The following is a 14449-nucleotide window of genomic DNA, read 5'->3' as shown; positions in this document are numbered from 1 at the left end:
CTATGAGTATGAGAAGGAAAAAAGAAGTATGCATAAAAAAAGCGACGCCTTATAGGCAATCGCTAATTTTCGCAAACGCACGTCGCGCTGCTTTAATCGTCTTTTCAATATCTTCATCCGTATGGGCAGTCGATAAAAACATGCCTTCAAACTGAGATGGTGGCAAGAAAATGCCTTCGTTCGCCATTTCTTGATAATAGCGAGCAAACAAGTCTAAATCGGATGTTTTCGCCGTTTCGTAATTGATGACACGCTCATTTGTAAAGAAAATGCCGATCATCGAGCCAGCTTGGTTAATCGTATGTGGAATACCGTATGTTTTTGCCGCTTCGCTTAATCCTTCCGCCAATCGATTCGCTTTTTTCTTGAACGTTTCATATGTTTCTGGCGTTAATTGACGCAACGTTTCATAACCTGCTGTCATCGCCATCGGATTTCCGGATAACGTGCCTGCTTGATAAATCGGACCGCTTGGCGCAATTTTCTCCATGATCTCAGCACGGCCACCGTATGCGCCAACCGGTAGCCCTCCACCGATGACTTTTCCAAGACATGTTAAATCAGGAGTGACACTATAATAGCCTTGACCGCTATAATAGTCTACACGGAAACCTGTCATCACTTCATCAAAAATAAGAAGTGCACCGTATTCGTTCGTCACATCGCGCAACCCTTGCAAGAAACCTGGTTCTGGCGGAACGACTCCCATGTTTCCAGCGACAGGTTCTACAATGACAGCTGCGATATCTTCCCCAAACTTTTCGAACGCATAACGCACGCTTTGTAAGTCGTTATACGGGACGGTAATCGTATGTTGAGCAACCGTTTCTGGCACTCCCGGACTATCAGGCAAGCCGAGCGTCGCGACACCTGATCCGGCTTTAATTAAAAGCGAATCCCCATGTCCATGATAACAACCTTCAAATTTCACAATTTTATTTCGTCCTGTATATCCTCGCGCCAAACGAAGAGCGCTCATCGTCGCTTCCGTTCCTGAACTAACCATACGAATGATTTCAATAGACGGCATCCGTTCCATCACAAGTTTAGCAAGTTCATTTTCGATTAACGTTGGGGCTCCGAAACTTGTTCCTGTTTCTGCTACTCGTTTTAACGCCTCAACGACTTGGTCGTTTGCATGACCTAAAATCAATGGCCCCCATGATAAAACGTAATCAATATATTCATTGCCATCAATGTCGTAAATTTTTGATCCTTTTCCACGCGCCATAAAAATGGGATCCATTTTTACCGATTTAAATGCGCGCACCGGGCTATTTACCCCGCCAGGCATCAGTTTCACTGCTTCAGCATACGCTGCTTTGGAACGTTCATAGCTACGCATCACTTTTCCTCCTTTAACCAACGAGCAACGTCTTTCGCAAAATACGTTAAAATTAAGTCGGCTCCTGCTCGCTTCATGCTCGTTAACATTTCAAGCACAACCGCTTTTTCATCGATCCAACCATTTTGTGCTGCTGCTTTTACCATCGCATATTCCCCACTCACATTGTAAGCAACGATCGGCAAATGGAAATGATTTTTCAAGTCGCGAATAATGTCTAAATAAGACAGTGCCGGTTTCACCATTAAAAAGTCGGCTCCTTCGCTCACATCTGCTTGTGCTTCACGAAACGCTTCTAGGCGATTGGCAGGATCCATTTGATACGTTTTACGATCGCCAAATTGCGGTGCGCTATGCGCGGCATCACGAAACGGTCCGTAAAATGCCGAAGCATATTTGACCGCATAAGACATGATCGGGACATATGTAAAGCCTTCTTCATCTAACGCTTGACGAATCGCTGCCACAAACCCGTCCATCATATTGGACGGTGCGATGATGTCCGCTCCGGCTTTCGCTTGACTTACTGCTGTTTTCGCTAACAATTCAAGCGTATCGTCATTGATAATCGTCCCGTTTTCTACGATGCCACAATGGCCATGGCTCGTATAATGACATAAGCATGTATCTGCAATAACAACAAGTTCAGGAAACTCATTCTTTATCGCACGAATAGCACGTTGAACGATGCCGTGTTCACAATATGCTTGCGAAGCAATATCATTTTTTTCATTCGGCACACCAAACACGATAATAGAACGAATGCCTAAGTCAACAGCTGCGCGCACATCTTCAATGGCATAATCAAGCGATTGCTGATATACACCAGGCATGGATGGCACTTCATTTTTTATTTTTTCTCCTTCGATGACAAAAATCGGATAAATGAAATCTTCCGTATGAAGATGTGTTTCACGTACCATAGCTCGTAAATTGGCCGTTTGTCGCAAACGACGGTGACGTGCAAATTGCATATTATTCACTCCTTGAAAAATATTGGTGAAGTTGTTCAACCATCTCATCGATTGTATATGTATGTGGGCAAACGTGAACAGGAAGCCCGAACTGAAGCGCTGTTTGTTTCGTAATCGGACCGATACATGCGATTGTGACGAAAGACAAGTCAACGTTTTCCCCTGCGATCGCTTGTGCAAAACTATGTACCGTCGATGAGCTTGTAAATGTGATCGCATCAATCATTCGTTGCTGAAGAAAATGAATGAGTTTTGGCTTTGCTTCTTCGTTGTATGTCGTTTCGTATACAATCCAATCGGTCACGTTCGCTATGTTGCTTAATTGTTCGCGCAACGTGTCGCGCGCTAAGTTTCCTTTCACAAGCAAAACGTGCGCATTCGCTGAAAGCAACGGCTTTAACGCTTCGGCCAAACTTTCAGCAACAAACTCGTTTGGAATCAAATCAACAACGACGTTTCGTTTTTGCAATGCTTGCGCTGTTTTTTCTCCTACCACCGCCACTTTCGGCCACGTCGGTGGCTTCATTTCGCCAATTTGCTCGAAAAAATATTTAACGCCATTTTGGCTTGTAAATACGATCCAATCAAACGTATGCCACTTGTGCAACAATTGCTGATCCGTCTGTTTCGCGCATACGATGCGAATGAGCGGCAGTTCCACAGGAATTGCACCGTATCGTTCTAACGTTTGCGATAACGCTTTTGCTTGCGCTTTCTCGCGCGTCACAAGCACCCGTTTCCCCCGAAGCATTTATCCCAGCTCCTTTAATACACGTTCAATTAGCTGTTTCGCTCCTCGTTCAATTAATCGTTGTGCCGCTTCTATGCCTACTTCTTCTGGCTCTGTTCCTCGCACAACTTCTTTTAATACTTCTGTTCCATTCGGCGTTGCAACAAGCGCTGTCAGGACGACGACATCTCCATCAACGGATGCGTATCCAGCTACAGGAACTTGGCAACCGCCTTCAATGCGCTGTAAAAATGCGCGTTCCGCACGAACAGCGCGCGCTGTTTTCTCGTCAGTCAGCTTGTTTAACCATTGCAGTAGTTCTGTATCATCTTCCCGACATTCAATGGCCAATGCTCCTTGGCCAACGGCTGGGACACATATGTCGGTCGGTAAATATTGTGTCACTACTTCTTTCGCCCAGCCCATGCGATGCAAACCAGCAGCTGCCAATATGATCGCATCGTACTCATCTGTTTGTAGCTTGGATAAACGAGTGTCAATATTGCCGCGAATCCATTGGATTTTCAAGTCTGGGCGAACGGCTAACAGTTGTGCCGAGCGGCGTAAACTGCTCGTTCCAACAATCGCCCCACTCGGCAATTGTTCAAACGGAATATGCCCTTTCGAAATAAGTACATCACGATGATCTTCACGCTTCGGTACACATCCGATCATTAATCCGTCAGGTAAAACAGCGGGCATATCTTTCATACTATGAACTGCAAAATCAATTTCGCGATCTAGCATCGCTTGTTCAATTTCTTTTACAAACAACCCTTTGCCTCCGACTTTCGATAACGTCACATGTAAAATTTGATCGCCTTTTGTGACAATTTCTTTTACTTCAAACTCAAATGGCGCACCGAGCTGTTTCAGTTGCTCGATGACCCAATTCGTCTGAGTTAACGCTAACTTGCTTCGGCGCGAACCAACAATGATTTTTCTCATCATGCTTTTCCTCCAACAGTCGCTAAAAGTGAAATTGTGATAACGTGCCAAACAAAAAGAAATTAATAAGCAAAATAAGAAACGATCCGATATTCCAAAGCGCCATTTCTTTTCCTTGTATTCCTTTGACAGCTCGCTTATATAAATAAAAACTGTATGTTGCAAATACAGTAAACGAACCGAGCACTTTTGCGTCATATAAAACGAAATGATCTACTTTCATGTATGCCCAAACCATACCTAAAATTAAACTTAATAATAAAACTGGTACACCGACGCCATTTAACACATAGGAAAGATCGTCAAGCTTCGCTAAGTCGCCGAGTCGCCATAACCGTTTTCCCCATTTTTTTTTCTTTAATAGCTCATATTGAAGCAAATATAAAAGCGAAAACATAAATGAAATCGAAAATGCTCCGTACGATAAAATGGCCATCGTAATATGAATAAACAATAGCTCTGACATGAGCTGTTCAGCAATGCCAACAGTGTACGGCGTCGGTGCGAACGTATGCAACGAAAGAATAAAAAACGCTAATACGTTTGTAAAAAAGACGAGGAAATCAACGCGCAGCCATCCGTTAATCGCAAGCGATAACGTAATAAGCAGCCATGCGTAAAACGACAGCCCCTCCGCAAGCGTTAAAACAGGAAATCTTCCTGTTTCGACCATTCTCGCAAAAAAGAAAAATGTTTGCATCCCCCAAACAATAGAAAGCAACCCGAAAGCAATACGGTTTGCCTTCCGGTTGTGGTGAAGAAAATCAATAAAATAAAACAAAACGGACGATGCATGTAAAAGAAGCGAGAGTTCATACCATCTCGTCATGTCAAACATATATGATCTTCCTTACGATTGAAAAGATGGTTCTGTTGCTCGCTCGTGAACACAGCTCATCTCTTTTTGTTGCTGCTTCACTTGTTGTTCAATATTGAAAATTTTCATAAACAACTGAAGCGCTTCTTCTGCATTGTCCTCTGCAGCCAATTCTTTTGCGCGCAAAATCGGGTCACGCAACAATTGATTGACGATGCTTTTTGTATGTTTGTTTAATACTTTTTTATCTCGTTCCGATAAATGTGGCAATTTTCTCTCTAAACTTTTCATCGTTTCTTCTTGAATGAGCATCGCCTTTTCGCGTAAAGCTGCAATAATAGGAACGACACCGAGCATATGCAACCATTGTTGAAACTCGTCCATTTCCTCAGCAATCATGCGTTCAATTTCCTCTGCTGCCTTTTTTCGCTCCGCCAAGTTTGCTTCAACAATATCTTGCAAGTCGTCAATGTCATATAAAAAGATGCTATCTAACTCAGCAAGCGCAGGATCTAAATCGCGTGGTACAGCAATATCAATCATAAAAAATGGACGACCTTTGCGCATTTTTTCAATTACTGCCATCGTTTCTTTTGTGATGACGTATTGCTTTGCGCCCGTCGAACTAATTAAAATATCCGCTTCTAGCAACGCACATTGCAATTGAGATAACGGCTTGGCATCCCCGTTAAATCGTTCCGCAAGTTGCTGCGCTTTTTCAAACGTGCGATTCACCACTGTTACGCGTTTGACGCCGCTTCCGTACAAGTTTTGCAACGCCAATTCTCCCATTTTTCCCGCACCTAAAACGAGCACATGTTTATTTTTCAAATCGCCAAAAATTTTTTTCGCAAGCTCGACAGCTGCATAGCTAACAGAAACCGCATTTGCACCAATTTCTGTTTCGGCATGTGCACGCTTCGCTAATGTAATCGCTTGTTTAAATAGCTGTTTAAACACCGTGCCTATTGTGTTTTCTTGTTGCGCTAAAAGGAAACTTGTGCGCACTTGCCCAAGAATTTGCGTTTCTCCTAAGATCATGGAATCAAGACCGCAAGCGACGCGGAACAAATGTTCAATCGCTTCACGTTCCTCATAAATACGTAAATACGGAACGATTTGTTCTTTATCAAGCCCAAACCAATCCGCTAAAAATGTTTTTATATAATAACGCCCTGTGTTTAGTTGATCGACAACCGCATAAATTTCTGTGCGGTTACATGTCGAGACGATGACGTTTTCTAACATACTTTTTTGCTTTTGTAGCGCTTTCATCGCTTCAGCAAGTTCCGTTTGATTAAACGTCAATTTCTCACGAATTTCGACAGGGGCTGTACGATAGTTTACGCTGACAACGACGACATACATTCCCATCACCCCGAATTTTAAAGTCATCTCATTTCATTATAGCACGTCTATTTTGTTTTTTCCTTATAAAGTGTGAATACAATTTGACAACTTTCGATCTTTCTTAAATGCTGTTCATTTAGTAAACTAGTGAACAGGTGCTGTTTTAAGTGTCGCACGGAATTGGGGGATTTTCAATGAAAAAACGTGGTATTTTTTCTGGCATTATTTTAATCGGTTTTGGAACGTACTTTTTACTAGAGCGATTTTCACTTTTTCCTTCTTTCCATACGTGGCCAACGTTGCTGTTCATGATCGGCATCGCTTTTTTAGGCCAAGCGTATATCGGAAAAGACTACTCCGCTATTTTGTCCGGTGTGGCGTTTACTGGGATCGGCATTCATTTTCATCTCGCTTCACGCCTTTCAGCGTGGCCAGATGATATAAGCGCATTGACGTTCATTATCGCACTCGGGTTGTTGTTACAATACGTAAAAACAAAGCAAGCATTGCTTCCTACCATTTTATTATTTACGCTATCCATTATTTTTTTATTTTCACATCGGCTTCAGCAAGTGTTTACGTCCGTGACATTTGATTCACTCATCCACATTTGGCCGATCGCATTCGTTTTGCTCGGATTGTACTTATTGTTCGTAAAAAAGGGGTAAATATACAAAAATGTGGGTCACTCACCCACATTTTTTATTTATATCCATTTTTGTAACGCACCCCATGCTTCATCTTTCCCTTGACCTGTCTCTGCAGAAAAAATAATGAGTTCGTCATCTGGAATAAGGCGCAATGTTTCTTTAACGACCTTCACATGTTGCTGCCATTTCCCGCGCGGAATTTTATCCGCTTTCGTCGCAATGACGAGCGTTGGAATGTTGTAATGCTTTAAAAATTCATACATCATCACATCATCTTTCGTCGGGGGATGACGCAAATCAACGATCAACAACGCTGCTTTCAATTGTTCGCGCGTCGTAAAATACGTTTCAATCATTTTTCCCCACGCTTCCCGTTCTGTTTTTGATACTTTCGCAAATCCATATCCCGGTACGTCGACGAAGTATAACGCATCATTAATTCGATAAAAGTTTAATGTTTGTGTTTTCCCCGGTTTAGATGATGTGCGCGCAAAATTTTTTCGGTTAATCATTTTGTTAATAAATGATGATTTTCCGACATTGGAGCGCCCAGCAAGCGCAAACTCAGGGAGTTGGCCTGCTGGGTATTGTTCTGGCTTCACAGCGCTAATGACCATTTCTACGTTTGTAATTTTCATTTTTCTCCACCTACCAAAGCATGTTCAAGTACATCATCAATATGTGAAACGAGAACAAACTGCAATTGTTTTTTTACGATCTCTGGAATATCTTCTAAATCTTTTTCGTTTTCTTTCGGTAAAATGACTTTCTTTAATCCGGCGCGATGAGCGCTTAATACTTTTTCTTTGACACCGCCAATGGCAAGTACACGACCGCGCAACGTAATTTCTCCCGTCATGCCGACAAAGCGGCTGACCGGTTTCCCTGTCAAAGCAGAAATCAGCGCTGTTGCCATCGTAATCCCTGCAGATGGACCGTCTTTTGGTACCGCCCCTTCTGGCACGTGAATGTGAATGTCTAGTTTTTCATGAAACTCTGGATCAATGCCTAATTGTTTTGCTTTCGAGCGAATGTATGTAAATGCTGCTTGGGCAGATTCTTTCATCACATCGCCTAATTGACCGGTAAGCGTCAATTTTCCTTTTCCAGGAGCAATCGATACTTCAATCGCTAGCGTATCTCCACCAGCTGCCGTATATGCAAGCCCTGTCGCTACGCCGACTTGGTCTTCGCTCTCCGCCTGTCCGTAATGATATTTCGGTTTTCCTAAAAACTCGCTCACATTTTTTTCTGTAATAACAATTCGTTTTCGCCCTTCTGATACGATTGTTTTCGCTGCTTTGCGGCAAATGGAAGCGAGCTGACGTTCTAAGTTGCGCACACCTGCTTCACGCGTATAATAACGAATGACTTGCATGATCGCATCATCGCGCATATGAAGCATTCGTTTTTGTAATCCGTGCGCTTCCATTTGTTTTGGCAATAAATGTTCTTTTGCAATGTGCAACTTTTCAATTTCTGTATAACTTGGAATTGTAATAACTTCCATGCGATCTAATAATGGACGCGGGATTGTTGCGAGCGTATTCGCTGTCGCAATAAACATGACTTTTGATAAATCGTACGGCTCCTCAATGTAATGATCGCTAAACGAATGGTTTTGTTCTGGGTCCAATACTTCCAATAACGCCGCAGACGGATCACCGCGAAAATCGCTTGACATTTTATCAATTTCATCAAGCAAAAATACAGGGTTAATCGTTCCCGCTTTTTTCATTCCTTGAATAATCCGACCTGGCAAAGCACCCACGTACGTGCGACGATGACCGCGAATTTCCGATTCATCACGCACTCCACCGAGCGAAATGCGAACGAAATGTCGATTTAACGTTTTCGCAATGGAACGAGCAAGCGATGTTTTCCCAACACCCGGTGGCCCAACTAAACAAAGAATCGGTCCACGTAATGAATTGGTTAATTGTTGAACAGCTAAATATTCCAACACGCGCTCTTTTACTGTTTCAAGCCCATAATGCTCCTCGTTTAAAATTTTTTCCGCCCGATGAATATCGTGAATATCTTCTGTTTGTTTCGTCCATGGCAACGCAAGCAACCAATCTAAATAGTTGCGAATAACCCCGCTTTCAGCAGAGGCAGCTGGCACTTTTTCATAACGCTCTAATTCTTTTAGCGCAGTGGCTTTCACATGTTCTGGCATCCCTGCTTGTTCAATTTTTTCGCGCAACAAATCGATTTCGCCCGCTTTTCCTTCCTTTTCACCGAGCTCTTTTTGAATCGCCTTCATTTGTTCGCGCAAATAATATTCTTTTTGCGTTCGCTCCATTGATTGCTTCACACGCTGGCTAATTCGTTTTTCTAAATGTAAAATTTCTTTTTCATTATGAAGAATTTGAATGATTTGATGGACGCGTTCTTTCACATCCACCGCCTCAAGCAACCGTTGTTTTTCTTCAAGCTTTAACGGCAAATGGGAAGCGATAATATCGGCCATTCGTCCCGCTTGCTGAATGTCCATGACAGACGTATAAATATCTGCGGACAATTTTTTAGATAGCTTTATGTACTGCTCAAAATATTCGAGCATTGTTCGACGCAACGCTTCAAACTCTATATCTTCCTTTTCGTTATCAACAAACGGTTCCACTTGCACGACATAGCACGGCTCTTCACTTACCCACTTGACTACTTTTCCACGCGATACCCCTTCCACTAACACACGAAACGTTCCGTTCGGGAGCTTTAACAATTGCTTCACTCGTGCAATCGTCCCCATCTCGTATACATCTTCAAGCTCTGGATCATCAATTTGTACATCTTTTTGTGACGTTAACAACACGAGATTTTCTTCCACCATCGCTTTTTCCAACGCTTGTACTGATTTTTCCCGCCCAACGTCTAAATGCAACACTGTCGTTGGAAACACAAGTAATCCTCTTAACGGCAAGAGTGGAATGACTTTATTTTTCTTTCTCGCCACAGCCCCGCACCTCCATCATACTTCTATTGCCCTATTGTATAGTACATTATAGCGTTTGTAAAATCTTTCATCGTAAAAAATCGACTTCAACGCTCCGTTGAAGCCGATGACTCTCACATTCGTTCTGTTTTTGGTAAATGATGACGCATCGGAACAGAACGAACATGTTCGTGAAATAAAAAGGAAAGAACATCACTAATATGATCAACAGGAACAATTTCAATGTCTGTCACTTGTCTTAAAATCGACTGCATATTGCCGCGCGGAATAATGACCGTTTTCGCTCCAGCTTGCTTGGCTGCCTTTACTTTCGGAAAAATGCCGCCAACAGGCTTCACGTTTCCATGTACACCGATTTCTCCAGTCATCGCTACGGTTGGATCAATCGGTAAACGATAAATCGCGGAGTAAATACCGATCGCCATCGCAACACCAGCCGAAGGACCATCAATCGGAACACCGCCCGGAAAGTTAACGTGAATATCATATTGATCCGCAGGAACACCAAGTGTACGTAAAACAGTAATGACGTTTTCTATCGAGCCACGAGCCATACTTTTTCGCCGAATCGACTTTCCTTGTCCGCCAATTTGCTCCTCTTCGACAATGCCGGTCATATTGATCGTTCCCTTTTCTTTTGTCGGCAATACCGCAACTTCAATTTCTAATAGTGCTCCGCTATTTGGCCCATAAACTGCTAATCCGTTTACTAATCCGACTTTTGCTTCTTGCCCTACTTTTTTCTCATATCGCGGTGATAGTTGGCTCGATTGAATCACCCATTCAATATCTTGACGCAAAATTTTAGACCGTTTCTCCGAAATGACGATTCCCGCTGCAATTTGTAGCGTATTGACCGCTTCTCGTCCATTCCGAGCATACATCGCAAGCTCATCAACTGCTTGTTCCTCAATTGGAAGGTTTACTTTTTCAGCGGCCTTTTTCACAATTTGGGCGATTTCTTCTTGCTCTAACTCCCTAAAAAATACTTCCATACAGCGCGAGCGAATGGCTGGCGGAATTTCATTTGGCGTTCGTGTCGTGGCACCAACAAGTCGAAAATCAGCTGGCAATCCGTTTTGAAAAATGTCGTGAATGTGGTTTGGAATATTCGGATTTTCTTCGCTATAATATGCGCTTTCAAAAAACACTTTACGGTCTTCTAACACTTTTAACAGCTTGTTCATTTGAATCGGATGCAACTCGCCAATTTCATCAATAAATAACACCCCACCGTGAGCATTCGTTACTGCTCCTTGTTTTGGTTGCGGAATACCGGCTTGTCCCATCGCTCCTGCTCCTTGATAAATCGGATCGTGTACAGAACCGATAAGCGGATCAGCAATACCGCGCTCATCAAATCGAGCAGTCGTTGCATCTAATTCAATAAATACAGCATCTTTTCGAAATGGAGATAGTGGATTTTTTTTCGCTTCTTCTAATACGAGGCGGGCAGCTGCTGTTTTTCCGACACCAGGTGGGCCGTAAATAATGACATGTTGTGGATTCGGTCCACATAATGCCGCTTTTAATGCTTTCATTCCATCTTCTTGGCCGACAATATCATCAAACGTTTTTGGACGCACTTTTTCAGCAAGTGGTTCTGTTAATGAAATGGAACGCATTTTTCGAAGTTGTTCCATCTCTTTTCGTGCTTCTTTATCAATTGAAATTTTTTGTGTGCGTTGACTTTTTAATAAATTTAAAAAGTAGAGGCCGATAATAATCCCGAAAAACAACTGAATAAGCAGCGCAATGTTTGTCCAATTCATGGCCGTTCCTCCTGCATATGTATTGTACGCATAGTATCTCCGAGCAAAGAAGGAAATAAACAAAAAAAGATCGACTTTCCGATTTGGAAAATCGACCTTTTTTTCATTTACGCTGATGTTTTTCGTTCGTACTCAACAACCGTTCCGTCGTGTAAAATGAGAAGCGGCGCTTTTTCTCCGCGTACCGTCTCTGCCGTAATGACGCATTTTTTCACATCTTCACGCGACGGTAATTCAAACATGACGTCAAGCATAATCCCTTCAATAATAGAGCGTAGACCGCGCGCTCCTGTTTTTCGCTCAATCGCACGTTTTGCAATTTCACGAAGTGCTTCTTCTTCAAATTCAAGCTCGACATCGTCCAGTTCGAGCATTTTTTCATATTGCTTGACAAGGGCATTTTTCGGCTTCACTAAAATATCAACAAGCGCATCTTCATCGAGCGGTTGTAAGCTCGTAATAACCGGAAGACGTCCAACAAACTCTGGAATTAATCCGAATTTTAATAAGTCTTCTGGCAACACTTTCGACAGCAAATCTTTTTCTTCAACTTCCGCCTGTACATCTGAGCTAAAGCCGATCACTTTTTTCCCGAGACGACGTTTAATAATTGGTTCTAAACCATCAAACGCCCCACCACAAATGAATAAAATGTTCGTTGTATCAATTTGAATGAACTCTTGATGCGGATGTTTTCGTCCGCCTTGTGGAGGCACGCTCGCAATTGTTCCTTCCAAAATTTTCAATAACGCTTGTTGCACACCTTCTCCCGATACGTCGCGCGTAATGGAAGGGTTTTCTGATTTGCGCGCAATTTTATCGATTTCATCGATATAAATAATTCCTTTTTCTGCACGTTCAATGTCGTAATCTGCCGCTTGAATAAGCTTTAATAAAATGTTTTCAACGTCTTCTCCAACATATCCCGCTTCTGTTAGCGATGTCGCATCAGCAATTGCAAACGGCACGTTTAAAATGCGAGCAAGTGTTTGAGCTAGTAATGTTTTTCCGCTTCCTGTCGGCCCAATCATTAAAATATTGCTTTTCGCTAATTCGACATCATCAATTTTGCTGTTTGAATTAATTCGCTTGTAATGGTTATATACCGCTACAGAAAGCGCTTTTTTCGCTTCGTCTTGCCCGATGACGTACTCATCTAAAATTTCGCGAATTTCCTTTGGCTTCGGTACGTCTTTGAACTCCACTTCTTCTTCCGATCCAAGCTCTTCTTGCACAATTTCTGTACACAATTCAATACACTCATCGCATATGTATACACCTGGGCCAGCAACAAGCTTGCGCACTTGTTCTTGCGTTTTGCCGCAAAACGAGCATTTCAACTGCCCTTTTTCATCATTAAATTTAAACATGATTTCACCCCTTATTTCTCTACTATCATATGTACACGAAAAAGAAAAAACGTTATGTATTCGTCATTTTATCATAAATCTTTAAAAGTATGCCAATAAAAACGCAAATGTGCGCGAAAAGTTAGAAAACTTTTATTACTGCAACTATATGTGGAAAGAACAAGGCACGTGATGCACCTTGTTCTTTCTCTTCTCATTATGCAACAACTTTGCTGTTTTCAACAAGCAAATCGATTGCTTTGCGCATTTTTAAGTCTTCTTTTAAGCCATCTAATGTACCTAAAAGCTCTTTTAACTTATCGACCGATAAGCTGTAAAGGTTCGCCATTTCCTCTAGTTCTTTCTCTACTTCTTCTTCTGTTACGTCAATGTTTTCTGCTTTGACGATCGCTTCAAGCGTCAATGTGACGCGAACACGTTTTTCTGCTTCTTCTTTCATTTGTTCACGAAGTGCCGCTTCATCTTGTCCAGAGAATTGATAGTATAAGTCAAGGTTTAACCCTTGCATTTGTAAACGTTGCTCAAACTCGCGAATCATGCGGTCTGTTTCGTTTTTCACCATCACTTCTGGGATTTCCATTTGTGCGTTTTCTGTTGCTTTTTGAACAACTGCATCGCGAAGTGCCGCTTCTGCTTCTTCTTTTTTCTCTTTTGTTAAACGCTCTTTAATTTTTTCTTTTAGCGCGTCTAATGTTTCTACTTCTTCATCTACGTCTTTCGCAAACTCATCATCAAGCGCAGGAAGTTGTTTTGTTTTAATTTCGTGCAATTTAATTTTGAACACAGCTGGTTTACCAGCTAATTGCTCTGCATGATATTCTTCTGGGAACGTCACTTCAATGTCTTTTTCTTCCCCAGCTGTCATGCCAATTAATTGCTCTTCAAATCCTGGGATGAATGTACCTGAACCGATCACAAGAGAATAGTTTTCTGCTTTTCCGCCTTCAAACGCTTCGCCATCAACGAACCCTTCGAAATCGATGACGACTGTATCACCGTTTTCTACTGTTCCTTCTTCTTTCACAACGAGCTCTGCATGACGCTCTTGCAAACGTTTTAATTCTTGTTCGACGTCTTCGTCAGTTACTGTATCATCTAATTTCTCTACTTCAAGCCCTTTGTATTGACCAAGCGTCACTTCTGGCTTCACAGTCACTTTTGCAGTGAAAATCAAGCTTTTTCCTTTTTCCATTTGCTCCACGTCGATTTCTGGACGATCGACTGGCTCAATGCCTGTTTCTTCAACAGCTTTTGCGTATGCCTCTGGCAATAAAATATCTAACGCATCTGCGTATAAAGATTCAACGCCGAAACGTTTTTCAAATAAAGAGCGAGGAATTTTTCCTTTACGGAATCCTGGAATTTGTACTTTTTTCACTACTTTTTTAAACGCTTCATCTAATCCTTCGTTCACTTTTTCAGCGTCTACTTCTACTGTAAGAACGCCTTGATTGCCTTCGAGTTTTTCCCATTTCGCCGACATGCTTATTTCCCTCCAACTTCAAAAATTCATGTAAATGAACTACATATATGT

At 42.2% G+C, this 14449-nt stretch carries 12 protein-coding genes; 1 reads left to right on the top strand and 11 read right to left on the bottom strand.

All coding sequences use genetic code 11. The features are described 5' to 3' along the window. Positions 1-49: 49 nt before the first annotated feature. The 6 genes from hemL to hemA are packed head-to-tail and all read right to left on the bottom strand — an operon-like array spanning position 50 to position 6182. Positions 50-1345, bottom strand: a complete 1296-nt coding sequence (gene hemL / locus K1I43_RS04270) for a glutamate-1-semialdehyde 2,1-aminomutase (protein WP_026011515.1) — start codon at positions 1343-1345, stop codon at positions 50-52. Beyond that, positions 1345-2328 (bottom strand): porphobilinogen synthase, encoded by a 984-nt coding sequence (hemB, locus tag K1I43_RS04265; protein WP_026011514.1) that lies wholly within the window; start codon positions 2326-2328, stop codon positions 1345-1347. The genes hemL and hemB overlap by 1 nt, the downstream gene beginning before the upstream one ends. Beyond that, positions 2321-3070, bottom strand: a complete 750-nt coding sequence (locus K1I43_RS04260; RefSeq protein ID WP_009361762.1) for a uroporphyrinogen-III synthase — start codon at positions 3068-3070, stop codon at positions 2321-2323. The genes hemB and K1I43_RS04260 overlap by 8 nt, the downstream gene beginning before the upstream one ends. After that, the gene (hemC, locus tag K1I43_RS04255; RefSeq protein ID WP_026011513.1) at positions 3071-3997 is read right to left on the bottom strand and encodes a hydroxymethylbilane synthase; all 927 of its coding nucleotides are present in this window, start codon (positions 3995-3997) and stop codon (positions 3071-3073) included. Positions 3998-4019: 22 nt separating this feature from the next. Further along, positions 4020-4835 (bottom strand): cytochrome C assembly family protein, encoded by an 816-nt coding sequence (locus K1I43_RS04250; RefSeq protein ID WP_019416762.1) that lies wholly within the window; start codon positions 4833-4835, stop codon positions 4020-4022. A 12-nt stretch (positions 4836-4847) separates the two neighbouring features. Next, positions 4848-6182, bottom strand: a complete 1335-nt coding sequence (hemA, locus tag K1I43_RS04245) for a glutamyl-tRNA reductase (RefSeq protein WP_019416761.1) — start codon at positions 6180-6182, stop codon at positions 4848-4850. Positions 6183-6358: 176 nt separating this feature from the next. Here hemA and K1I43_RS04240 point away from each other — a divergent pair, with 176 nt between their 5' ends. Continuing rightward, on the top strand, positions 6359-6832 hold the full coding sequence (locus K1I43_RS04240) for a LiaI-LiaF-like domain-containing protein (protein WP_009361766.1): 474 nt from the start codon (positions 6359-6361) through the stop codon (positions 6830-6832). A 38-nt stretch (positions 6833-6870) separates the two neighbouring features. Here K1I43_RS04240 and yihA read toward each other — a convergent pair whose 3' ends face one another. The 5 genes from yihA to tig form a co-directional block, all read right to left on the bottom strand. Further along, complete coding sequence (yihA, locus tag K1I43_RS04235; RefSeq protein WP_019416760.1) at positions 6871-7452, bottom strand: ribosome biogenesis GTP-binding protein YihA/YsxC; 582 nt, start codon at positions 7450-7452, stop codon at positions 6871-6873. Further along, positions 7449-9773 (bottom strand): endopeptidase La, encoded by a 2325-nt coding sequence (gene lon / locus K1I43_RS04230; protein WP_009361768.1) that lies wholly within the window; start codon positions 9771-9773, stop codon positions 7449-7451. The genes yihA and lon overlap by 4 nt, the downstream gene beginning before the upstream one ends. A 113-nt stretch (positions 9774-9886) precedes the next feature. Further along, complete coding sequence (lonB, locus tag K1I43_RS04225; protein WP_026011512.1) at positions 9887-11545, bottom strand: ATP-dependent protease LonB; 1659 nt, start codon at positions 11543-11545, stop codon at positions 9887-9889. Positions 11546-11652: 107 nt separating this feature from the next. Continuing rightward, the gene (clpX, locus tag K1I43_RS04220; protein WP_009361770.1) at positions 11653-12915 is read right to left on the bottom strand and encodes an ATP-dependent protease ATP-binding subunit ClpX; all 1263 of its coding nucleotides are present in this window, start codon (positions 12913-12915) and stop codon (positions 11653-11655) included. Positions 12916-13111: 196 nt separating this feature from the next. Beyond that, positions 13112-14398: a trigger factor gene (gene tig / locus K1I43_RS04215; RefSeq protein WP_019416758.1), complete on the bottom strand. Its 1287-nt coding sequence runs from the start codon at positions 14396-14398 to the stop codon at positions 13112-13114. Positions 14399-14449: the final 51 nt, after the last annotated feature.

The sequence above is a fragment of the Anoxybacillus sp. ST70 genome (assembly GCF_019553625.1).
GTDB lineage: Bacteria > Bacillota > Bacilli > Bacillales > Anoxybacillaceae > Anoxybacillus > Anoxybacillus gonensis.
The sequence above is the reverse complement of the archived record's forward strand: the minus strand, read 5'-3'. Positions and strand labels throughout refer to the sequence as shown.

Bases quoted from the DNA above. Each gene is read 5' to 3' on its own strand.
- hemC (WP_026011513.1), bottom strand. From the start codon at position 3,997: ATGAGAAAAATCATTGTTGGTTCGCGCCGAAGCAAGTTAGCGTTAACT.
- K1I43_RS04240 (WP_009361766.1), top strand. From the start codon at position 6,359: ATGAAAAAACGTGGTATTTTTTCTGGCATTATTTTAATCGGTTTTGGA.
- yihA (WP_019416760.1), bottom strand. From the start codon at position 7,452: ATGAAAATTACAAACGTAGAAATGGTCATTAGCGCTGTGAAGCCAGAA.
- clpX (WP_009361770.1), bottom strand. From the start codon at position 12,915: ATGTTTAAATTTAATGATGAAAAAGGGCAGTTGAAATGCTCGTTTTGC.
- tig (WP_019416758.1), bottom strand. From the start codon at position 14,398: ATGTCGGCGAAATGGGAAAAACTCGAAGGCAATCAAGGCGTTCTTACA.
- hemL (WP_026011515.1), bottom strand. From the start codon at position 1,345: ATGCGTAGCTATGAACGTTCCAAAGCAGCGTATGCTGAAGCAGTGAAA.
- K1I43_RS04260 (WP_009361762.1), bottom strand. From the start codon at position 3,070: ATGCTTCGGGGGAAACGGGTGCTTGTGACGCGCGAGAAAGCGCAAGCA.
- lonB (WP_026011512.1), bottom strand. From the start codon at position 11,545: ATGAATTGGACAAACATTGCGCTGCTTATTCAGTTGTTTTTCGGGATT.
- K1I43_RS04250 (WP_019416762.1), bottom strand. From the start codon at position 4,835: ATGTTTGACATGACGAGATGGTATGAACTCTCGCTTCTTTTACATGCA.
- hemA (WP_019416761.1), bottom strand. From the start codon at position 6,182: ATGTATGTCGTCGTTGTCAGCGTAAACTATCGTACAGCCCCTGTCGAA.